General features: G+C 35.0%; 22 protein-coding genes. 16 read left to right on the top strand and 6 right to left on the bottom strand.

What is annotated here, in order from left to right; translation table 11 throughout:
* Positions 1-5: 5 nt before the first annotated feature.
* Positions 6-455, bottom strand: coding sequence for a response regulator (locus tag BKM63_RS00225; protein WP_071634648.1), 450 nt, complete (start codon positions 453-455; stop codon positions 6-8).
* A gap of 542 nt (positions 456-997) precedes the next feature.
* Here BKM63_RS00225 and BKM63_RS00220 point away from each other — a divergent pair.
* Positions 998-2,440, top strand: coding sequence for a glycosyltransferase family 2 protein (locus tag BKM63_RS00220; protein WP_071634646.1), 1,443 nt, complete (start codon positions 998-1,000; stop codon positions 2,438-2,440).
* 68 nt (positions 2,441-2,508) lie between these two features.
* Here BKM63_RS00220 and BKM63_RS00215 read toward each other — a convergent pair whose 3' ends face one another.
* The gene (locus BKM63_RS00215; protein WP_071634644.1) at positions 2,509-3,258 is read right to left on the bottom strand and encodes a hypothetical protein; all 750 of its coding nucleotides are present in this window, start codon (positions 3,256-3,258) and stop codon (positions 2,509-2,511) included.
* A 324-nt stretch (positions 3,259-3,582) separates the two neighbouring features.
* Between BKM63_RS00215 and BKM63_RS00210 the strand changes: the two genes are divergently transcribed.
* The 11 genes from BKM63_RS00210 (at position 3,583) to BKM63_RS00160 (ending at position 12,316) form a co-directional block, all read left to right on the top strand.
* The gene (locus tag BKM63_RS00210; protein WP_071634642.1) at positions 3,583-3,978 is read left to right on the top strand and encodes a hypothetical protein; all 396 of its coding nucleotides are present in this window, start codon (positions 3,583-3,585) and stop codon (positions 3,976-3,978) included.
* Between the two features lie 184 nt (positions 3,979-4,162).
* Positions 4,163-4,465, top strand: coding sequence for an urease subunit gamma (gene ureA, locus BKM63_RS00205; RefSeq protein WP_071634640.1), 303 nt, complete (start codon positions 4,163-4,165; stop codon positions 4,463-4,465).
* 17 nt (positions 4,466-4,482) lie between these two features.
* Positions 4,483-4,851, top strand: coding sequence for an urease subunit beta (gene ureB / locus BKM63_RS00200; RefSeq protein WP_071634638.1), 369 nt, complete (start codon positions 4,483-4,485; stop codon positions 4,849-4,851).
* 2 nt (positions 4,852-4,853) lie between these two features.
* The gene (ureC, locus tag BKM63_RS00195; protein ID WP_071634636.1) at positions 4,854-6,575 is read left to right on the top strand and encodes an urease subunit alpha; all 1,722 of its coding nucleotides are present in this window, start codon (positions 4,854-4,856) and stop codon (positions 6,573-6,575) included.
* Between the two features lie 81 nt (positions 6,576-6,656).
* Positions 6,657-7,154, top strand: a complete 498-nt coding sequence (gene ureE / locus BKM63_RS00190; protein ID WP_071634634.1) for an urease accessory protein UreE — start codon at positions 6,657-6,659, stop codon at positions 7,152-7,154.
* A 28-nt stretch (positions 7,155-7,182) separates the two neighbouring features.
* Complete coding sequence (locus BKM63_RS00185; RefSeq protein ID WP_071634632.1) at positions 7,183-7,869, top strand: urease accessory protein UreF; 687 nt, start codon at positions 7,183-7,185, stop codon at positions 7,867-7,869.
* 73 nt (positions 7,870-7,942) lie between these two features.
* Positions 7,943-8,581, top strand: coding sequence for an urease accessory protein UreG (ureG, locus tag BKM63_RS00180; protein ID WP_071634630.1), 639 nt, complete (start codon positions 7,943-7,945; stop codon positions 8,579-8,581).
* Between the two features lie 33 nt (positions 8,582-8,614).
* The gene (locus BKM63_RS00175) at positions 8,615-9,448 is read left to right on the top strand and encodes an urease accessory protein UreD (RefSeq protein ID WP_071634628.1); all 834 of its coding nucleotides are present in this window, start codon (positions 8,615-8,617) and stop codon (positions 9,446-9,448) included.
* Positions 9,448-10,149 (top strand): hypothetical protein, encoded by a 702-nt coding sequence (locus BKM63_RS00170; RefSeq protein ID WP_071634621.1) that lies wholly within the window; start codon positions 9,448-9,450, stop codon positions 10,147-10,149. Before BKM63_RS00175 ends, BKM63_RS00170 begins: the two co-directional genes overlap by 1 nt.
* A gap of 11 nt (positions 10,150-10,160) precedes the next feature.
* Positions 10,161-11,009: an urea transporter gene (locus BKM63_RS00165; RefSeq protein WP_071634619.1), complete on the top strand. Its 849-nt coding sequence runs from the start codon at positions 10,161-10,163 to the stop codon at positions 11,007-11,009.
* A 44-nt stretch (positions 11,010-11,053) separates the two neighbouring features.
* The gene (locus BKM63_RS00160; protein WP_071634617.1) at positions 11,054-12,316 is read left to right on the top strand and encodes a hypothetical protein; all 1,263 of its coding nucleotides are present in this window, start codon (positions 11,054-11,056) and stop codon (positions 12,314-12,316) included.
* Positions 12,317-12,507: 191 nt separating this feature from the next.
* Here the strand turns inward: BKM63_RS00160 and BKM63_RS00155 are convergent, their stop codons facing one another.
* From BKM63_RS00155 to BKM63_RS00140, 4 genes are all read right to left on the bottom strand, one after another.
* Positions 12,508-13,392 (bottom strand): helix-turn-helix domain-containing protein, encoded by an 885-nt coding sequence (locus tag BKM63_RS00155; RefSeq protein WP_071634615.1) that lies wholly within the window; start codon positions 13,390-13,392, stop codon positions 12,508-12,510.
* A 343-nt stretch (positions 13,393-13,735) separates the two neighbouring features.
* Complete coding sequence (locus tag BKM63_RS00150) at positions 13,736-14,110, bottom strand: DUF5367 family protein (protein WP_071634613.1); 375 nt, start codon at positions 14,108-14,110, stop codon at positions 13,736-13,738.
* A gap of 4 nt (positions 14,111-14,114) precedes the next feature.
* Complete coding sequence (locus BKM63_RS00145) at positions 14,115-14,945, bottom strand: NAD(P)H-binding protein (RefSeq protein WP_071634612.1); 831 nt, start codon at positions 14,943-14,945, stop codon at positions 14,115-14,117.
* 71 nt (positions 14,946-15,016) lie between these two features.
* Entirely contained in the window at positions 15,017-15,895 is an 879-nt protein-coding gene (locus BKM63_RS00140; protein WP_071634610.1) for a helix-turn-helix domain-containing protein, read from the bottom strand.
* Positions 15,896-16,306: 411 nt separating this feature from the next.
* On the opposite strand from BKM63_RS00140, the gene BKM63_RS00135 reads away from it, so the two are divergent.
* From BKM63_RS00135 to BKM63_RS00120, 4 genes are all read left to right on the top strand, one after another.
* The gene (locus BKM63_RS00135; RefSeq protein WP_071634608.1) at positions 16,307-16,903 is read left to right on the top strand and encodes an RNA polymerase sigma factor; all 597 of its coding nucleotides are present in this window, start codon (positions 16,307-16,309) and stop codon (positions 16,901-16,903) included.
* 196 nt (positions 16,904-17,099) lie between these two features.
* Positions 17,100-18,245, top strand: coding sequence for a FecR family protein (locus tag BKM63_RS00130; RefSeq protein WP_071634606.1), 1,146 nt, complete (start codon positions 17,100-17,102; stop codon positions 18,243-18,245).
* A gap of 114 nt (positions 18,246-18,359) precedes the next feature.
* The gene (locus tag BKM63_RS00125; protein WP_071634604.1) at positions 18,360-21,746 is read left to right on the top strand and encodes a SusC/RagA family TonB-linked outer membrane protein; all 3,387 of its coding nucleotides are present in this window, start codon (positions 18,360-18,362) and stop codon (positions 21,744-21,746) included.
* Between the two features lie 10 nt (positions 21,747-21,756).
* Positions 21,757-23,202 carry a RagB/SusD family nutrient uptake outer membrane protein gene (locus BKM63_RS00120; protein WP_071634602.1) on the top strand — a complete coding sequence of 482 codons (1,446 nt, stop codon included), beginning with the start codon at positions 21,757-21,759 and terminating at the stop codon, positions 23,200-23,202.
* The last annotated feature ends 14 nt before the right edge of the window (positions 23,203-23,216 follow it).

Here is a 23,216-nt window from a genome sequence, read left to right as displayed (position 1 = left end):
ATGATTTAGGGTTGAATTATAAAATGCGGTCTGGCAGGTTGTTTAAAGTTATTTTTGGATGCAGCAATAAGTGCATTTTCAATAACCGATTTTAATTTAGAAAAATCACCAGGTTTGCGAATATAATTTGTTGCGCCTTTTTCGTACATAACATCGACAATCTCGCTGTCAAGAGAAGTCGAAAAAATAATGATTGGAAAATCTTTTAGTTTCTCAATCTGTTTGATTTCAGTAAGACATTCAGACCCATTTTTTCTAGGCATATTTAAATCCAGAAAAAGTACATCAGGAAGATCATTTCCAGATTTATCTGCTAAAAAGTCCATTAATTGAACTCCGTCATTTACAGTTACAAGTGTGGTTGTAAGTGATAATTCATCTAAGGCTTCTTCAAAAAAAGAGCAGTCATCTTCATCATCATCAGCAAGTAAAATGTTGTAAATCTGTTTGTTCATTCAGCTTAAGGTATTTTTGATATTCTTTATTTTAGTCCAAAAAATTAATTGTTTTTTGCTAAGGTAAAATTATTTCTACAGTGCAATTAATTAAATACCTATAAAATTAACTTATTTAATTGAAATTTTATAGAGATTATTTACTAATAATTGTATTTGAAGTTTTTTGTAAGTAAAATTTTCATTTTTAAAACGGGGTTTAAAAGACTTTAATTTGTTTAAAATTTAATACAATTTTCGGTGATATTTTTCGTTTTAGAGTATACTGCATCTCTTCGCAGTTACAAAAAATCCCTTATTTTATTACTGTTTACACACCAAAAACTGTATAAACATTCTACAAAGTGTGAAATTATTACACATATTGTTTTGTATCCGTTTTTTCTAAAACGCTTAAAATCAGTTTAAATCCTAAATGGCACATCGCTTGCAAATTGGGAACATGTCACTCTTTAAATTTTAGTGTTTTATTAAAAAAAATCACAAGAGAAGAACACAAAAAATAAAAGCCAACTTAGTAGAATTAATACAGCAAACAGGACATGGAAAGCGAAACAATTATCTCAAAACAATTTTACGCAGGCAGCGATTTAAGCAGCAACGACGTACAAATAAGACCATCTATTTTTAAAATCAACAATAATTCAACAAAAGCGCATATTGAAAGACCAAAGAGTACTTTTGGATTTATGATTCTTGCAGGAACTTTTTTATTACTGCTTGCAGGTGCATTTTTCGTTTTTCAATTTCAACCGGACTTTGATCAGCTTCATTTAGAAAGATTAAATTCTACAGGCGGGATTATTTTTCTTGCCATAACGGTAGCATTGTTTCTTTTTAAAGGCGGTATGTTTTTATACAATTTATTTCTTTATTTCAAATACAAACCAATAGAATCAGTTTCTGATGAATTACTTCCAACTTGTACCGTAATTGTACCAGCTTACAATGAAGGAAAATTGGTTTACGAAACTTTAATGAGTTTAGCCGAAAGTGATTTTCCGGCACATAAATTAGAGCTTTTGGCAATTGATGATGGTAGTAAAGATGATACTTGGTACTGGATTCAGCAGGCAAAAATTAAATTGGGCGATCGCGTTTCAATTTTTCAACAGCCGCAAAATAAAGGAAAACGTCACGCATTATACCGTGGATTTAATTTAGGAAAAGGAGAAATTTTTGTAACGGTTGACAGTGATTCAATCGTGAAAAAAGATACGCTAAGAAATTTAGTAAGTCCGTTTATTGTAGATGAAAAATGTGGTGCAGTTGCCGGAAATGTTCAGGTTTTGAACAACGAAAAAGCAATCTTGCCAAAAATGTTAAACGTAAGTTTTGTAATGAGTTTTGAGTTCATGCGTTCTGCCGAAAGTGCACTGGGTTCTGTACTTTGTACTCCGGGAGCATTGGCCGCTTACAGAAGAAATGCTGTTTTTGCCTGCCTGCCGGAATGGATTGACCAGACTTTTATGGGACAGCCATCGGATATTGGTGAAGACCGTGCCATGACAAATATGATCTTAAAACAAGGACACCACGTATTATTTCAACGCAATGCTTATGTCTTAACAAACGTTCCTGAAGATTACAAAGGTTTGTACAAAATGTTTATTAGATGGGGAAGAAGTAATGTTCGTGAAAACATTATGATGGCACAATATGTTTGGAAAGATTTTAGAAAAGAATCTAAAGTTGGAGCAAGATTATTGTTTACAGAGCAGTCATTGAGAATCATCATGACGTATCCCTTTTTTATTTTCATGTTCTATTTTATTGCAACCCATCCATTATTATTTATCAGCTCTGCGCTTTTAGGAATATTAATTGTATCCAGCTTTTCGGTTTTATTTTATGCGAAAAGATATTCTTTCAGCGAAGCATTCTGGGCATATTCATATAGTGTTTTCTACACTTTCGGATTGTTTTGGATCGCTCCATATTCTATCATTACAGCTCATAAAAGAGGATGGCTGACTAGAGGTTAAGAAATTTCAACTACTATTTTATATTTAATCCTGAAAAACTCCTGTTCCACTAAGCAGGAGTTTTTTTATTATACCTGATTTAGAATTGAAATTACGTTTTCTCTAATCCCGGTTTTTAAATCAATGACTTCAAATCTTTTCGTTGAAGAAAAAGATCCTATATCACTATCGCTGTTAATCAAAATTGCACCAACAACAATAACATATTTGCAATTGTACCTGGTAGAAGCAATAAGTTCTTGTATGCGTTTATCGATGGCCTCATAGATTACTTCTGTTGCTTCAAATAAGGGAATTTCGGCACTTAGAATTTTCTCTTTCTCTTTATAAAGAATTTGTTCAATTATATTCATTTGATAATCCAGTTCTGTTATATTATTGGGTTGTATAACATCGTGTATCAATTTGTTTAAAGCTCCTACCGCAGCACCACAGCAAAGCGAATTACTGTTTTGTCCATGACGATTTATTTCTCCAATAGCCCCTTCTTTTGAAATACCAATATGAGGTCCATAATAGATAAAAACGGCACCATCATCCGGAACATGACTGGCAAAAGCGGCCATACCGCTTAAACCTGTAAAAGGAAAGCCGTCTAATCCGCCCATTTTAAAAGGCCCTAAAAATTCGAGAGCCCTTGCCGGATACTGAATGCTGTTAACATCATCGCTGCAAATACTGTCAGCCAGTATAATTTGAGAGGGTTCTAAATCTAATTTTTCTTCTACATAATCAATTATTTTATTAATATAATCAATCGTAGTTAAGGCATTAGGATAGTGTTTTCGTATAAGCTCCAGCTTTTCTCTTTTTTTCATTTATCAAAAATTTTGTAAAAAAGGTTTTAGTAGTTATTCTGTTTAAAACAGTATTTCTCATTTTTTTACAGAACAAAAAAATGAGAAATAGAATTGGAAAAACCTTTTTCTGCATCTTTATTCGGGGATAAAATTAGCTTTTTTTAATTAAAGCATCTTTTTTAAAATAGATTTTAATTGAAACTCCAATTTGTATACGCACATACAAAAAGATAAAAAAAAATACAGAAAAAGAATACAAAAGTCGTGATTTGTGAAAACAAACAGCCCGACTTGTTCTTTAATTTTGTCTCTGGTTTCTAATAAAAAGAAACTATTGAGCGAATGAAACGTTTAGCGTATATCGTAACTTGTTTTTTAACATTGGTGCTTTTTGCTTCTGCAAAAAACAAGCCTGCGATTTCTATGCAGCATGCTCATAATCAATTTGAACATCAGTTTCTTTCTAAAGATCTGTCGGGATCAACAAATTATACTTCTATCGATTTAATTGATTTTGATGATGATTTGTATGCTGAGGATATTGATGAAACTGATAATAGCAAACAGAGTTCCGACCATTTTGCAATTCCTGAATTTGGTGATGTAATATCATTTCTTTTTAATCATCAGTCATTCAAATCATCAGTGTGTACAAAAGTTTCTCAGCATACAGCGCATACAACTGCTATTCCTCTTTACATTTTATTTCATTCTATGATTATTCCTTCGGGAAAATAATCTGGAATTTACCTATTACTTCTTTAAGGAATTTTTCAACCTGAATAAGAGATGTCTCTTGTTGTTGAATTCCTTCAAAAAATCCTATAGTCCATTATTATTTTTTTTCAGTATTACTAGGAAAGCAGTACTGATCGTGGATTCTTATTTTTCAAAAATTGTTAAACATTAAAATTTAAACACTATGCATCTTACGCCAAGAGAAAGTGAAAAACTGCTATTGCATCTCGCCGGAGAATTAGCCGCAAAAAGAAGGGCTCGCGGCCTGAAACTAAATTACCCTGAAACTATTGCTTACATCAGCAGTCATTTACTTGAAGCTGCCCGTGACGGAAAATCAGTCGCAGAACTAATGAATTATGGTGCATCTCTGCTTACCAGAGAAGACGTTATGGAAGGAATTGCAGAAATGATACATGATGTACAAATTGAAGCAACATTTCCAGACGGTACAAAATTAGTTACGGTTCATAGCCCAATTCGTTAAATCTAAAAGTATTAATTATGATTCCAGGAGAATATTTTATCAGTAAAGGAGACATTGAATGCAATGTTGACCGAAAAAGAACAAAAGTAAAAGTAACCAATACGGGAGATCGCCCCATACAAGTTGGTTCTCACTGCCATTTTTTTGAAATCAACCGTATGATGAGCTTCGATCGCGGCGAGGCTTTTGGCATGAGGCTCAATATTGCGGCCGGAACAGCTGTTCGTTTTGAACCAGGAGAAGAAAAAGAGGTAGAGCTGGTTGCGTTTAGCGGAGCAAGACGCGCTTTTGGTATCAATAATTTGGTAAACGGAGATACTACGCTCGAAATTAACAAACAACACAGTTTGGCAAAACTGAAATCAGAAAACTTTAAAAACAAATAATCATGAGCCTGAAAATAAATAAACTGAAGTATGCCAGCATGTACGGCCCTACAACAGGAGATAAAGTTAGACTAGCCGATACAGATATTATTATTGAGATAGAAAAAGATTTTACTGTTTATGGTGATGAAAATAAATTTGGAGGCGGTAAAACCATTCGGGATGGAATGGCACAATCAAGTACTGCTACTCGTGACCAGGGAGTTTTAGATTTGGTCATTACAAATGTTACCATTATTGATCACTGGGGAATTGTAAAGGCCGACATTGGTATAAAAGATGGTAAAATTGTTGGTATTGGAAAAGCAGGAAATCCCGATACGATGGATGGTGTAGATCCAAACATGATTATTGGCGCCAGCACAGAAGCTCATGGAGGTGAAAACCTGATTGCAACTGCCGGCGGAATCGATACACATATTCACTTTATTAGTCCACAGCAGATAGAAACTGCTTTGTACAGCGGTGTAACGACTATGATTGGTGGTGGAACAGGCCCAGCCGATGGTACAAATGCTACTACCATTACTCCTGGTAAATGGCATATTGAAAAAATGCTGCAGGCGGCAGAAGCGTTTCCTATGAATCTTGGTTTTTTCGGTAAAGGAAATTGTTCTACAGAAGCTCCGCTAGACGAGCAGATTGAAGCAGGTGCTTTAGGTTTAAAAATCCATGAAGATTGGGGAGCATCACCAGCTGTAATTGATGCCGCTTTAAAAGTAGCTGACAAATATGATGTTCAGGTAGCAATTCACACCGATACACTTAACGAAGCAGGTTTCCTTGAAGATACAATGAATGCGATTAATGGTCGTGTAATTCATACTTTCCATACAGAAGGAGCGGGTGGAGGTCATGCTCCGGATATTATAAAAGCGGCAATGTATCCGAATGTATTACCAGCTTCAACAAATCCGACTCGTCCATACACTATCAATACAATCGATGAACATTTAGATATGTTGATGGTCTGCCACCACTTGAGTAAAAATATTCCAGAAGATGTTTCATTTGCAGATTCTCGTATTCGTCCTGAGACAATCGCTGCCGAAGATATTCTGCACGACATGGGTGTATTCAGTATCATGAGTTCAGATTCGCAAGCAATGGGACGTGTGGGTGAGGTAATTACCCGTACTTGGCAGACTGCCGATAAAATGAGAAAACAACGCGGTGATTTAGCAGAAGATGAAAAAAGTGGAAATGATAATTTCCGAGCAAAACGTTATGTGGCTAAATATACCATCAACCCTGCAATTGCGCACGGTATTTCTCAATATGTAGGATCAATTGAACCAGGAAAAATGGCCGATCTTGTATTATGGAAACCGATGTTATTTGGTACAAAACCAGAAATTATTATAAAAGGCGGAATTATAATCGCAGCTCGTATGGGAGATCCAAATGCTTCAATACCTACACCACAGCCCGTTATTTATCGTAATATGTTTGGAGCTTTTGGCAAAGCCTTATCTAAAACATGTGCAACGTTTGTTTCTCAGGCATCTTTAAAAAACAACATTGTAGAAGAGTATGGTTTAGAAAAAATGATTCTGCCAGTAGTGGGATGCAGAAATATTTCAAAAAAACATTTAATCCATAATGATAAAACACCTGAAATAACGGTAAATCCAGAAAATTATGAAGTACGTGTGGATGGAGTAAAAATCATCTGCGAACCGGCAGCTGAACTGCCAATGGCACAGCGTTATTTCTTATTCTAAAAGAGAAAGAAGTTCTTAAACTATAAATCAATAGAAACCGCTGCGGGTTTTTCCTGCAGCAGTTTCTTAAGTAAAAAAGATATGATTATAAATGAGACAGCGGGAACTATTAAACAGTTTGATACGGCAAACCGCACTATTGATTTTCTTGAGATAGAATGGTATGAAGCTTCAAAACGCATTCAGCGAAAAAAAACTAAAAGCGGACAAGAGATTGCCATAAAATTTTTAAAAGAAGGACAGCGCTTAAAACAAGATGATGTTTTGTATGCAGATGATTTTAAACTAATTGTTGCCGATATCATTCCGTGCGATGCCATTGTAGTAAAACCAAAATCACTGCTGGAAATGGGAAGTGTGTGTTATGAAATAGGAAACAAGCACCTGCCTATGTTTATCCAGGATGATGAGGTGTTGCTGCCTTTTGAAGACCCCATTTTTAAATGGCTTTCGGCAAGCGGATACGATACTGAGAAAATCTTTACCCGTTTAACCAATATCGTAAACTCGACAGTACAGCCGCATGGACATTCAGAAAGCAGTTCGCTTTTCTTTAAAATCATGAATATCGCCAAGTAATGTTAATGTACTTAAAAAACAAAGTAAGATGAAAAATTTTATAGGCAGTTTGCTGCATCTTAGTGATCCTACATTACCAATTGGTGGCTATACGCATTCTAATGGATTAGAAACGTATGTACAGCAAAAACTAGTAAAAGACCCCAAAACAGCATCATTGTTTGTACATAATATGCTTGCGAATAACCTGCAGTATAACGATGCCGCTTTTGTGAAACTGGCATATGAGGCAGTAATAAATAATAATATTGATTTGTTACGAAACCTGGATGAAGAGTGCAGTGCATTAAAAACAGCCCGTGAAATTAGACAAGCCAGCCAAAAGTTAGGTTTAAGACTAATAAAGATATTTAAACGCCAGATTACTGCGGATATAATTAATGAGTATGAAAAAGCAATTATAGAGAAAAGATCCGAAGGGCATTATTGTATTGTTTACGGCGTTTATGCGGCACTGCTCGATATTCCGCTTCAGGAAGCCCTTTTTGCTTTCTTGTACAACGCTGCAGTGGGAATGGTAACAAATGCAGTAAAACTTGTTCCGCTTGGACAGCTCGACGGACAGGACATTTTACACGATATGCAGAATGTAATTACTACCGTTACCGAAAATGTAATGCAGCTCGATCGAAATTTGGTTGGTTTATGCAACATTGGTCTCGATGTCAGATGTATGCAGCACGAACATTTATATTCACGACTGTACATGTCTTAGTAAAGAAAAACATAAAAAGTAATAAGGTAACAGCGTCTTTGTAACAGACGTTGTACCATTAAAATTAAGCAAAATGAAAGAAAGAAGTTATATAAAAATAGGAGTGGCCGGTCCGGTAGGATCAGGAAAAACAGCATTAATCGAACGTTTGTCCCGAAAATTAATGAACGAATACAGTATTGGGGTCATTACCAATGATATTTATACAAAAGAAGACGCAGAATTCCTGACTAAAAACAGTATGCTGCCAAAAGAACGCATTATTGGTGTCGAAACTGGAGGATGCCCTCATACCGCAATTCGTGAAGATGCCAGTATGAATCTTGAAGCAGTAGAAGAAATGGCTTCGCGCTTTCCTGATCTTGAATTGATTCTGATTGAAAGCGGCGGTGATAACTTATCAGCAACTTTCAGTCCTGACCTGGCAGATGTCAGCATTTTTGTTATTGATGTTGCCGAAGGAGATAAAATTCCTCGTAAAGGAGGTCCTGGAATTACCAGATCTGACTTGCTTGTTATTAATAAAATAGATCTGGCGCCTTATGTAAATGCAGATCTTGGAGTTATGGAACGTGATGCACGAAAAATGCGCAACGGACAACCCTTTGTATTTACAAATCTTATGAGCCTTCAGGGACTTGATGTTGTTATAGGATGGATTAAAAAATATGCTTTACTCGAAAATGCCGAAGAGCCGCAATTGGTTAGATAATCGATGTATTGTATAACACTCAACATATTTTAAATGATCAATAGATTAAATATTATCAGTGGATTTAAAGATGGACGTTCTTACTTAAAAGACGTCTTCTTTACAAGACCTTTCAGAATAGCCAATATTAGCGAAGACAGGTCAGATCCGTCTCTTTATCTTATGCTGATGAGTTCCTCTCCGGGAATACTTGATAACGACCACTATGATATCAACATCATGCTGGAATCAAAAAGCCGTTTGATGCTGGAATCTCAATCCTATCAGCGTTTGTTTAATATGCAGACTGGCGCCAAACAGGAAATGAAAGTTTTGTTGTCTGATGATAGTACATTCAGTTATGTACAGCATCCAATTGTACCGCACGAAAAGTCTGTTTTTAAAGCACATAATGTAATTAATTTAGAAGGGAAGTGCAGTTTGACATTAGGGGAGATTATTACTTGCGGCAGGAAACATTCAGGAGAAGTATTTCTGTTTTCAAAATTTCAAAACCTAACCGAAGTATTTCATAATGGCAAACTGATCTTAAAAGACAATATACTATTACAGCCCTTATTAACAGATGTAGAAACTTTAGGTCAAATGGAAGGTTATACCCATCAGGCGGCATTAATTCATATCAATACCGGATTGTGCGATATGGAATCTCTAATTGAAGAAACCTACGCTGGTTTGCAAACAGAAGAAAATATAGTTTTTGGAGTATCGCAGCCCTTTGCTAATGCAATGATAGTGCGTATTTTGGGTAATGGAGGCGAGCAATTGTATAATGCCTTTAGAAAGGTACAGCATAAAATTTGGCAAACGGAAAAACAAATAAATGCAGAAAATCAGGAATTACAACCAGCTGAAAATTACATCTAATGGATACAACATTAACTACACTAATAGTATCAGCAATCACAATAAGTTGTCTGCATACGGCGACAGGACCGGATCATTATCTGCCATTTATTGTATTATCCAGATCACGAAAATGGTCTATTAGTAAAACAATTTGGCTTACTATTGTTTGCGGACTTGGACACATTTTAAGTTCGGTTATACTTGGATTAATTGGGGTTTTAGTAGGCTGGCAGCTGTCTAAATTATCGATGTTTCAAGATGTAAGGGGTAATATTTCGGGCTGGTGTTTACTTCTATTCGGACTTCTTTATTTTATATGGGGATTACGAAGCGCCTATTTAAACAAACCGCATAAGCATTTTGAAGTTTACAACGACGAAGATATTTATGTGTATGAACATCGGCACGGAGAAGCGGTTGCCCCAAAAGACCGAATCAAAATTACACCCTGGATATTGTTTGTCATTTTTGTAATGGGCCCAAGCGAACCTCTTGTACCCCTATTGTTTTACTCAGGTATACGACGATCATCACTAGAAGTAATTGTTCTCATTACTGTTTTTGCAGTATTTACAGTTCTTACCATGCTTACCATGGTTTTGATAGGGTGTTATGGATATTCATTTTTTAAAACTGACAAACTAGAACGTTATGTACATGCTATTGGCGGCGGTGTGGTTATGCTATGCGGCATCGGCATGGTGTTTCTAGGTTGGTAAACTAATTTTTTATGGAATCAAAAATCAATTTTTATACTAAAACAATTTTAACCGGCATTGGTCAAATCATGCTGCAAGAAAATCCCTGGACCGGATTATTATTTCTGGCAGGCATATTTTATGGTTCTCCTGTAATGGGAATCGCTGCACTTTTAGCTTCAATCATCGGATTAGGCACTGCAGTATTATTAAAATTTGACAAAGAAGAAATAGCTCAGGGATTGTACGGGTTTAGTGCGGTATTGGTAGGAACGGCCTTAACTTTCTTTTTTAAGCCAGAGCCTGTAATATGGATCGCTGTAATTTTAGGAGCAGCGTTTGCCGCAATTTTACAGCATACTTTCATACGTCGCCAAATACCGGCATTTACACTGCCATTTATTCTGGTTACATGGATCTGCTTATATCTTTTTCATAACCTTTACATTATAGGAGGTCCGGATGTAGGAACGCAGCCTGAAACGAATCTAAATGAACTGGCTACTGTTGCCCATGGTTTTGGAGAAGTAATTTTTCAGGGAAGCATACTTGCCGGTGTTATTTTTATTCTGGCTGTTTTTATCAATAGTCCTGTTGCAGCCTTGTATGCTATTACATCTGGCGTGTTAAGTGCTTATATATCGCTGCAGTTTTCTGAACCTGAAACCGATATACATTTGGGTTTGTTTAGTTTTAACGCTGTACTGTGCGCTATAACTTTCTCCGGAGTTCGTGTAAAAGACGGCCTGTATGTACTTTTTTCCGTCATTGTCTCAACCTTGCTGGATATTTTTATGGTAAAAATGGGCTGGCCTCCGCTTACGTTCCCTTTTGTAGCCTCCAGCTGGATTACTCTCTTTGTTAAAAAGATGACTGCTTAACTGCACATTAAAAAAAAATCTTCCTTATTAAATAATCAATTAAGATGAAAAAATACGCACTATTAAGCGCATTGCTGTTTGCAGTGTGCTGTTCGACCTATGCTCAGGTTTCGTTTGAATCAAAAGCAAAAACATCGGATAAACCATTATATGAAATGGAATTTTCACCACGCCTTAAATTGAATGGTTATGTGAATTTAGGCGGTAATGATAGTAAAACATCACAATCATTAAACTTAAATTCTGCAGATCCGTACAACAAATTCACAGATAAAAATGCAGATGCTAATATGTATCAAACGCAGCTCGCATGGAAAACTACTTATAATGGTTTTGAAAATGGCCCATTAACTACCTATGTAGAAGCACAATGGTGGGGAGGCCCCGGAGCAGGGGGGAATCTGCAATTGAGAGTAGCTTATGTAGATTATAACCACTGGCACGTGGGACAGGACTGGAGTTTTTTTGGCGGAGGTGTACCTAGCTGGTATAATACTTTAGACTGGGAAGGCCCAAACTCGGGTACATGGGCAAGACACCTTCAGATAAAATATTACGATAGTTTCGGGAAAGATAAATTATGGAAGTTTGAAGGAGGAGTAGAAACCACCGCTCAGTACATGAAGATAGCCGGAGGCAGTATTCCGGGGCAATTTTCTGTAGATCCTATAGCGGCATTTACGAAATATTCACAAGATGGAAGTTTTGTCCGTCTTGCTTTTTTGGGTCGAAGTATTCGTTATACAAAAGAAAATGCTTCAAATGCACTTGAAATAGGCTGGGGAATAAACGCGAACTTAAAAAGAAAGCTGAATGATAAAAGCTATTTCATGGCGCAGGGACTTGCCGGTTCTGGCATTGCTGGTTCTTACACCTTATCGGGAGCTTTATTTGGTAGTGGCGGCCCTGCGAATATGTACGATGGAATTTACGATCAGAATGGCAATTTCAAAACCGTTCCCGTCTATGGCGGTTCTGCCGGAATTGAATATTTTTTTGGAGCAAAAAAGAATCTGCATTCCAATTTGGTTTTAGGGTATACTAATCTGGCTTACAAGGCAGCACCAATTTCCTTAGTGCAGAGTAAAGTAGTAAATGATAATGCAGAAGGCGATTTTGTAAATAAAAATAACGAAGCGACAACGCATACTGTTTTAACTTTTGGATCTGTCAACATGATGTATGATGTTAACAAAATAATCACAATGGGTATTGAGTATGATGCTGGTGCCAAACAAATTATAAATTCAACTACACAAAGCGCTATGGTAAACCGTATCGCTTTAGGATTAAAGGTAGGGTTCTAAAAAAACATTTAACACATAGAGACATAGGCTGCAAGTGTACAAAAGGATATAAAAAGAAATAGGTTTCTACGCATAACGTTCTATGTGTATTTAAAAAGTGAAATGCCTTTTTTGAAAGTCCTAAATCTATGTTTCTATGTGTTTAAATTATTTATGCTAAACCGGTTAAATAAATAATGCTTAAAAGAATATTACTTATTTAATATCTCTAAACGAAACGCTGAAGGAGATTTGCTGGTAACCTTTTTAAAGACTCTCGAAAAATGAGAAATCGAATGAAAATTAAGTTCATAAGCGACATCTGCAATTTCGCGTCCGAGATCACATAGCAGTATTTGACTGTGCTGTACACAAATTTCATTGATCCATTGTTTTGGAGGTTTTCCTGTTGCTTTTTTTATGCATTTGTTGAGGTAAGTTTCGGATATATTTAATTCCTTGGCATAAAAGAAAACATTTTTATGGTCTTTATGTTCCTGCTGTAATTTTTCTCTGAACTTATACGTAATATCGAGTTCGCGTGCCATGCACGGAGATTTATGGGTGGTCTGCTTAATTATTTTCAGCATAATAGCACGAAAAATAGTAGTACAGATATCTTCTTGCACACAAGGATTATGAAGTTCTTCTTCCAGAAGCTCAAATGTTTTGACCAGAAAACCAAACGAATTTTCCTGAATGGTTATAACTGAATCTGAAACCAAAAATATGCTGTCTTGTCTGTTTAGAGCGATAGAGGAAATAATATCATTTTCATAGATAAGGTAAAAGCCTTTTACATTTTCAGATAATTCATGGGTTCGCGTAATACTGCCTTGTTTTATGTTTAGTATCTGGCCCGGACCTATCAAATGATTTTCGGTTTCTAACTGCTGTTTTATATAACCATCAGTAATAAATAACATAAAATTAAAAGAAGTTCTATAAGGTGCGACCGGTATTACTATTTCTTTTAGATAATCTTCTATTCGATACAGTTGCAGCTGCGATTTATCTTGTAATGTATACGCAGTTACGCGGGGTAAAAACTGTAATTTGTACTCGTAAGCACTAAGAATTTGAATGGGCTTTTCCATTTATTAACGTGCCGTAATCGGTGTATTTTATAATTAAAAAACTAGGCTATAAAGTTAGAATAAAATACTGATCGCAGAACAATCTCCTTCTTTTTTATGTAAGATTATGCTTATTTTAACACTGATAAAACATATAGGATATCTGTGATACTTCAGGAAAGGTCTTTTTAACTTATTGTTATTATAATTTAAGATTTGGAAAGATTCTTTTTTTAATAGTTCTGCTTCAAAAACATCTATAAAAATGTTTTATCATGAGCTGATATATAAATGAGAAGAGGGAAAGATATTTTGCACCTTTCCCTGACTTTTCCCTGATGCTGAGCAGGATTAGTTTTTAAAATCATTTTTGATATTTCTTCCATATAAAAACTGAAAAAGCATTTACAAAAGCTAAAATCCACAAAATTGGACTTGTAAAAAAGCTTTGGTAGCTTCGTCCGTTTGGTATTTCTACAAATGGAACTGTAATAATAACATCTAAAAATAAAGCGGTAAGAGACATAATTATTCCGAGCTGCAAACCGTTTATTTTATAATTTTTGAGATAATAAAACTTTGCGGCACCAATCGCAAAAAACACAATACAAATAGCCGTAATTACAGACTGCCAGAAAAAGGATTCTCTTATAAGCGGAATGATTCCTAAAATGTAAAAGGAAAGGCTTACCGCAGTCCAGACTAAAATCCCCGAAAATAGTGCCCTGAAATATTTCATGATTTTAATTTTCGGGATTCCAAATTCCGGTTTTGGCTGTTTCTTGAGCATAAGCGCTAAAATCTTTTGCCTTTCTTCCCAGCACTTTTTCAATGTCTGAAGTTACACTTGAATTTCTTCCGTCTAAAACCTGTTCAAAAAGATAATTTACCAGCCAGATATGATCATCCGGAACCTGATATTCCCTAAGCATCTGGTTATATTCATCTAAACTTAAACCCTGAAAAGCTATGTTTTTACCGCTGGCATTAGCAATTTCGTTTACAGCATCTTTAAACGTTAATAATCTTGGTCCGGTCAGTTCGTATGTTTTTTCATTGTGTTTATCGTCTAAAATTGCAGCCGTTACCACATCGGCAATATCATCGGCATCTGTAAAAGGCTCAAGGGCTTCGGCTCTTGGCAATGCTACAATTCCGGCAAGGATGGGGTCTAGGAAAAAGCTTTCGCTAAAATTTTGATTGAACCAGCTGGCACGGACAATTGTCCAGTTTTTGGCATTTTTCTTTACTATTTCTTCGCAGACCTGAGCTTCTTTTTCGCCTCTTCCAGAAAGCAGCACTATTTTTTGTACACCAGATTTTGTGGCAAGTTTGGTGAAATTTTCTATAGCTTCTGAAGCAAAAGGAACAGCCAGGTCAGGCTGAAACGTAATGTAAACCGTATCAATATCTTTTACGACATTTTTCCAGGTTGAGGAGTTTTCCCAGTCAAACGGAATTTTTTCATTTCTGGAACCTAAACGAATTTCTACTTCAGGATTATTTTCTAATCGTGCGGCAACTCTGCGTCCTGTTTTTCCATTGGAACCCAGAACTAAAATTTTCTTTTTCATATCAATAGTTTTTTTATGATTACTGATACAAAGTTGCTGCGATTAAAACAAAATCATTTGTTGCAAAAGAATTATGATTTGTTTGAAAAGAACTGCTGTTTTACATCATTTGGGCGCATACCAAATTTTTTATGGAAAGCATTCGAAAATGAGCTTAAACTTTCGTAACCCACTTCCCAGGCAGATTCCTGTACTGTTTTTTCGCTTTCGCGGAGTAATTCATACGCTTTATTTAATCGTTCTTCCTGAACATATTTAAAAACCGGAATCCCGAATAGTTCTTTAAAATTTTTCTTCAGTTTATTACTGTTGAGCCCTACCATTTGTGATAATTGCGTAATGGAAGGCGGCGTAGAATAATGGGTGGTTACAATTTCTTTAGCCTGAAAGAGCTTGTTATTATCGGCTTCAGACAAATCAGATTTTTTTTCAGAGGACAAAAGCGCGTAGAAATGGGCCAAAAGTTCATTAATCTGACTTTTTAAAAATAACAAACGTGTATTTCCGGTATAAGTGGTATTAAAGATTTTCTGAACAGCCAATTGCATTTCGAGTGTCATATAAAACGACGGACCTTTTACAAAATGTTCTTTTGGGTTTAACAATTGCGGTAAGTAACTTTCGAAGATCTCTTTTTCGGCTTCCGGCAGCGATTTCAGATTTTTTAGTTTGGTAAAAATACTAATGGACTGTAAAGGTTTATCGGGTTCAATTTTATGAGAGAACTCAACTTTTTGGTTTCCAAAAAAACAAATGGCCAAACCTGTTGTATTGAGCAGGTATTTTGTCTGTTTATTGTGCTTGATTTCTAACTCCACGTTGCCGGAACCATAAAATGCAAAACCCAGGGCATCGCCATCGATTTCGCATTTCTGGATAATTGTTTTAGTAGTATTCGACTGCTCGATTAAAACAATACAATCATGTAATTCTATAATATCAGTTGTCATAATGGAGTTGCGGTTAGAATAAAAAGCTCGAAAAGTTACTATTTATTTTTAATCCATAAAAATGAAGCAAATCTTACTAATATTTTAAACTTTATATTTATTGAAAATCAGACTTTATGGGCATTTAAAGAAATTAGCTACACGAAAATTAGGTTTATAAAATAAAGTTGAAAATTTTATTTACAACCTGTAATTATCGTGTTTTTTAAAATCACTCTTTAAAATATTAAAGAATTAGAAATTATTGAATTTCGGAACTTTATTTTTACGTTAATTTTAAATAGCGGCAAAATAAGTAGAGTTTAAAGATGAAATTAAAAAATAGAACTAAACTTCGTGATTCAGACCAAATTAAATATTTTGAAATAATTTATTATGTTTGCCAAATATACCTATTCAAAACACAATTAATTGTCAAATCAGAACTTAAATCACGATGAAATTTTAATCGGACGCCTTAGAAACGGCGATGAGTCTGCGTTGACAGAATTGTACAATAAGTTTTGGCAGTCTCTCTTTATGTCGGCTTATAATGTTTTGAAAGATAAGGAATTATGTGAAGATATCATTCAGGATATTTTTATGAATATCTGGAACAACCGCGAAAAGCTCGAAATTCATATTTCGTTAAAAGGATATATGTATGCTTGTGCGCGATATCAGGTTTTTAATCAGTTTAAAAAGAACAAAGACAAAATTCACGTCGAATTTTTTGATGATCTCGATAAGCGTTTTCAGCATTCAACCCCGGAAACCCAATTGATGCACGAAGAACTGGTGCAGCAAATTAATACAATTGTAGAAAGTCTTCCTTTAAAATGCCAGCTCGTTTATAAATTGAGCAGGGAAGAACAATTGAGCCACAAAGAAATTGCAGAACGTTTGGACATTTCTACCAAAACAGTCGAAAATCATATTACTAAAGCACTTCAGGTAATTCGTTTATCGATGGGAAGCAGCGCAAGTATGGCTATGGTTTTATGGCTTTCACGCAATCTGATCAAATAGTATGTTATTTTTTCAATTAGAAATAGATTTGTTAATTTACCCTATTTCTTTTTGATGTTGCTATACGATTTTTCCTGTTTTTTTGAATGTTTTTCCCAATTTTTTAATTAAAATGAAAAAAAATGCTATCTCGACTAGGGGGTACAATTCATTTTGTGTACTTACTACTTAGACTCCCGATTTAATACAAAATAAAATGAAAAAAGAAGAATTTTTGGTGTTACTAAACAGATATCTTTCTGGTGAAACCAATTTGGAGGAGAATAAAAAATTACTGAACTATTATGAAAGCTTTCAAACAGCTTCTGATTGGGATGAAGCTTTAGGATCAAAGGAAGACCTTGAAAACAGAATGCTCAATCGAATTCAAAAATCATTGAAATCTGAAGAAGTAAAAGTTGTGCCGTTAAGACCATTCTATACCAGAACCAGTTTTAAAGTTGCCATAGCAGCTTCTGTGGCAATGCTGATTTCGATTACATTATTATTCAATACAAAAGATGCTCCGCAGGGAACAGTTACGGTTGCGGTAAATAAAAATATTTTAATAGGAACTGATAAAGCGACGCTTACGCTGGAAGACGGTTCTGTAATTGCATTAGAAAAAGGAAAAGAGTATGAAACCGGAAAAGTTTCGAGCAATGGAGAAAAACTGGTTTACAATTCGCAGAATAAATCAAAAGCAATTGCCAATAACCTTTTGACGATTCCAAGAGGAGGACAGTTTTTTGTACAGCTGGCTGACAGCACAAAAGTCTGGCTGAATTCAGAATCACAGTTAAAATATCCAATTGCATTTGTCGATGGCGAAACCAGACAGGTAGAATTACTTTATGGAGAAGCTTATTTTGAAGTATCGCCAAGCACCAAACATAAAGGCTCGAGATTTAAAGTAAAAACCCAAATGCAGAATGTTGAGGTTATTGGAACAGAATTTAATATTAAAGCCTATAAAGACGAATCTTCTATTTACACCACACTTGTAAAAGGAAAAGTAGCGATTGACAACGCAAAACAAAAAGAATTTTTAGAACCAAACGAGCAGTCAAGAATCAGCAGAAACAGCACCGAAATTGCGATTTCTAAAGTAGATGTTTACAACGAAATTTCATGGAGAAAAGGACTTTTTGTTTTCAAAGGAATGCCTCTGAAAGATATTGCAAAAGTATTGTCAAGATGGTATGATGTTGATATCGTTTTTGCCGATCCGGCTTTAGGAAATGTGAAATTTAATGGGGTTTTAAATAAAAACCAAAAACTCGAAGAAATATTAACGACCATCAAAAACATCAATTTTATTAATGCCTATGAAATAAAAGACCACAAAGTAATTATTAAATAAAAAAGAAAAGGGATTGAAGTTTAGACTTCCGACGGTACCGCGCTTCATCCCTTTTTTGAGTATTAATCAATTAATCCATTTTAACAACCGACCAACCAATTAACATGTAAATTTATGAATTTTAAATTAACCGACGTTCTTTTCTATTTTAGAAAAAGACTAATTATTAACATTATGAGAACTTTTATATTCTTGTTTTGCACTGCTATTTTTGGTTTTACGCCCGCAAATCTTTTTTCTCAAAATGTTAAAGTTGTGATTCCTGCTGATAAAACAGTAACTGTTGATGAAGTTTTTGACATCATTAAACAGCAAACGAATTATACTTTTATTTATCAGGAAGATTTATTTAAAAAATTACCAAAAGTTCATTTAAAGAAAGGAAAAATCAAAGTAAACGATTTGCTGCAGGCGAGTTTTTCGAGCAAGGATTTTAATTTCAGTTTTACTAATGGAAACACCATTTTGGTAAAAGAAATTCCGGCAGAAAAAGTGGCGGTATTTCAATCAAAAATGATAGAAATTAAAGGAACTGTTACAAACGCTAAAAAAGAACCTATTCCGGGAGTGAATGTAAAAGTTAGAGGAACAAACGCCGCTGCTCAAACTGATTTTGACGGAAAATATACTGTTACGGCACCAAGCGATGGGACTTTGCTATTTACTTATATTGGGCACAGGGCAGAAATTGTGGCAGTAAACAACAAAAAAGTAATCAATGTTACACTTGCCGAAGAAACGAAGCAGCTCGAAGGCGTGGTAATTAATACAGGGGTAACCGTTCGTAAAAAAGAATTGATTACAGGCGCAGTCTCTACTTATAAAGGTGAGGAGTTAAGACAAGTTTCGACTCAAAACGTTGTTCAGGCCTTAAAAACGTTAGATCCTTCGTTTATGGTTTTGAACAATAACATCGCAGGTTCAAACCCAAATGTTTTGCCAGTAATCGAAGTGAGAGGACAGACCAGTTTATCTGTAAACCAAGTAAATGATCGTTTTAAAGAAGATCCAAATCAACCTTTGTTTATCTTAGACGGATTCCCAACTACATTACAGCAAGTGGTTGATTTAGATATTAATAGAATTGCCAATATTACGCTTCTTAAAGATGCTGCTTCTACAGCATTATATGGTTCACGTTCTGCAAACGGAGTTGTTGTTATTGAGACCAATAAACCAATTCCAGGAAAATTACAAATTTCTTATGTCTATAATTCATCTTATGAATTGGCAGATTTAAGTGTTTATAATTTAATGAATGCTGAGCAGAAACTAGAATTCGAAAGACTTTCAGGTGCATATGTAATAAAGCGTCTTGGCGACTATGCTACACAATTTAAGTGGGACGAAATTTATAACCAGCGTCTGGCAAATGTGCGTCGTGGTGTTGATACTTACTGGCTGAATGAGCCTATCCAAATGGGAATTACCTCGGGACACAGTTTAACAATTGGCGGAGGATCAGACGAATTTAGATTTAATCTTGCAGGAAATTACAAATCTTTATCAGGAACAATGAAAGGCTCTGAGCATAATACTTGGGGATACAATGCTAACTTGATTTATAGAAAGAAAAAAGTGAGTTTCAATAATAACTTCTTTATTTCAGGAGGTAATAATCAGGAATCTCCTTATGGCTCATTTGCTACCTGGGCAAAAGCAAGTCCGTATTATGAAAAATATAATGAAAATGGAGTTCCAACACGTTATTTAGATGGAACTAATATTCCTGTGGGAAATCGAATTGTAAACGATTATGTAAATCAGGCAGAGAATCCTTTGTATAATGTTCGTTTAAACAGCTTTGACAAAAGTGTAGATTTTAATTTCACAAACAATTTTGCTATTAATTATGACATTAATCCTCATATAAAAACAACTGCAGCACTATCGGTTTCTAGATTGCAGACTACATCTACAAAATTCGTTTCGCCTGATAACACGCAATTCATTTCCGATATTCCAACAGAAAAGGGAAGTTATGAGAGAAAAGATTATCTGACTAATAAATGGAATGGAAATATTGGAGGAACATATTCAAATGTTTTTAATAATGTTCACTCTGTTACTTACACATTGCGAGCTTCGGCTTTAGAAACAAGATATGGATCTTATAGTTCCATTTTAAGAGGATTCCCATTAGGAGTTGAAGGTAATCCTAGCTTTGCTTTTGGATTTGAGAAAGATTCAAAACCTGGAAATTACAGTGAAATGGTGCGAAGCATTGATTTAACCAATCAGCTGAATTATGCTTATAACAGAAAATATTTGCTTGATTTAACTCAGACAATTTCTGGAGCAACCAATTTTGGAACAAATAAAAAATATTCACCTTACTATGGTATCGGTATTGGATGGAATATGAACTACGAATTTAACATGAATGAAGATATCGTGAATATCTTAAAACTTCGTGCAAATTTTGGTCAGACAGGAAATCAAAATCTTGTTGGTTTTGCTTCACATGATATTTATACTTATGATCCTAATACTAATATTTTTGGCGCCGGATTAAACGTTTCGCAATTGGCAAACATCAATTTAGAGCCTCAAAAAACAAAAGATTTGTCTTTAGGATTAGACTTGGCAATGTTTAGAAACAGATTGACAGCAACTTTGGGAGCTTACAGACGTAGAACTTCTCCACAAATTGTTGAAATCGATCTTGCGGCTTCAACTGGAGTTACCGCTTATCCTTTAAATATTGGTTATATCACTACTAAAGGTTTAGAGCTTAAAGCCAATTATACTATTATAAATAATGCTAAATCTGATTTTTATTGGGGAGTAGGATTAACAGCGACTACAAATGAAAATGAATTAGGAGGATTTAATAATGCTTTGGCTTCATTAAATGATGCGGCCAAAAAAACAACCAGTCTGACAAGATTTTATGATGGAGCCAGCACAAATGATCTTTGGGCAGTGCCTTCATTAGGAATTGATCCTGCTACAGGAAGAGAAGTTTTCTTGAAGAAAAATGGAGAAGCTACATTTATTTTAGATAAAAATGATGAAAGAATTATGGGTAACTCAAGAGAAATTGCAACAGGTGTTTTTTCTACAAGTGTTAATTACCAAAACTTTAGTTTAGGAGTATTCATCCGTTACAGTTTTGGAGCAGATCAATTCAACACTGCTTTATATGACAAAGTCGAAAATATCAGCTCAAGTAATATTTTTGATAATCAAGATGCCAGAGCGTTTACAGACCGATGGACAACTCCAGGACAAATTGCACAATTTAAGGCTATCAGCTTAACAAACGAAACACCAATTTCGTCTCGATTTATTCAAAAAGCAGATTATATATCAGGAGAATCGCTTCGTTTAGGATATCGCGTAACCAACAAAGCTTGGCTTAATAAATCAGGATTAGCTGGTTTAGCATTCAATGCTTATGCAAATGAGTTTTTTAGAGTTTCGACTATAAAAGCCGAGCGAGGAATTGAATATCCTTTTTCAAGAATTTATTCTTTAAGTATAAACGTATCATTTTAATACAGCAATTATGAAACAGTATTTAAATAAAATAGCATTAATCATCTTGATTGCATTGTTAGCTTCAGGCTGCAGTGATTTCTTGGATGTAACGCCTCAGGATAAAATTTTAGAAAATCAAGTATTTGAAAATGAAGCAGGAATGCAGAATGTGCATAACGGACTTTATTTAAGTCTGGTATCTGATGACCTTTACGGAAGACAGCTGACAATGGATGCTGTAGAAATTTTAGGGCAGCAATATAATATGACAAACAATACTTCTAAAAGTAAAATAGCATCGTATTCTTATACAGAAAGTCATCCTAAAGCAGTGTTCTCTAATATCTGGGAAACAGGATATAAAACTATTTTGTATGCCAATAAATTTTTAGAAAGCATGGAGGAACATGCAGGAATTGTTTCAAAGGAAAAATCCGATCTTTTAAAAGGAGAAACAATCGGGATTAGAGCAATGCTTCATTTTGATATGCTTCGTTTATATGGACCAATCTATAAAGTTGATCCTTCTCTTCCTGCAATACCTTATTATGACACTGCCGTTACTGCAAATCAGCCTTTGATTTCTGCAAAAGATCTTGTGGCTAAGATTCTGGCTGATTTGGATAAAGCCTTAGAATTATTAAAAAAAGATCCAATTTTGACTTCAGGAAAATATAATGCGACTACTGATTTTGATGCTAATCCATATTATTCTGCAAACAGAGGTCTACGAATGAATTATTTGGCTGTAAAATGTCTTAAAGCACGTGTGTTATTATATTCTGGAGACAAAACGGGGGCTTCTGCAGTAGCAAATGAAGTAATTAATTTTACTAAATCGACGACATTTTTTCCATGGACTCCATTTTTAGAAGCCACAAATGCTTCAAATCCAGATCGAATTTTTTCTTCTGAAAACTTTTTCGCTTTAAGTGATTACAGATTGTATACAAAACAAAAAGCTTTATTTGATTATAATCTAGCCAATGAAGCTATTTATTCTCCTTTATTGAGCAGATTAACAGCTGTTTTTGAATCAAATGATAATGATTACAGAAGCCTGCCAAGCTGGAAAGTTCCTGCTGTTGGTGGAAAAACGCAAAAAACTTTTTACAAATATGAAGATGTAGAGACAAAAACAAAGCTATTTCGCCTGCAGATTCCTATGATAAGACTTTCAGAAATGTACTTGATAGCTGCAGAAACCGCACCAGTACCAGCTGATGGAATTGCTTTTTTAAATACACTTCGTTTTAATCGCGGTTTGACAAATTTGGCAGCGACGGCAAATGTTACTACAGAAGTTACAAAAGAGTATAAAAAAGAATTTATTGGCGAGGGACAGCTATTCTTTTACTATAAAAGAATAAATAGCGTTACAGTTCCTAATGGCTCAGCAGCTTCTGGAAACATATCTATGGGAGCACTTCAATATGTTGTGCCATTGCCGGACATTGAAGTTAATTTCCAATAATTTTAAACAAAGTA

This window comes from Flavobacterium johnsoniae, from assembly GCF_001879205.1.
Classification (GTDB): Bacteria; Bacteroidota; Bacteroidia; order Flavobacteriales; family Flavobacteriaceae; genus Flavobacterium; species Flavobacterium johnsoniae_A.
Note: the sequence above shows the minus strand (reverse complement) of the source record. Positions and strands in the feature narration are given on the sequence as shown.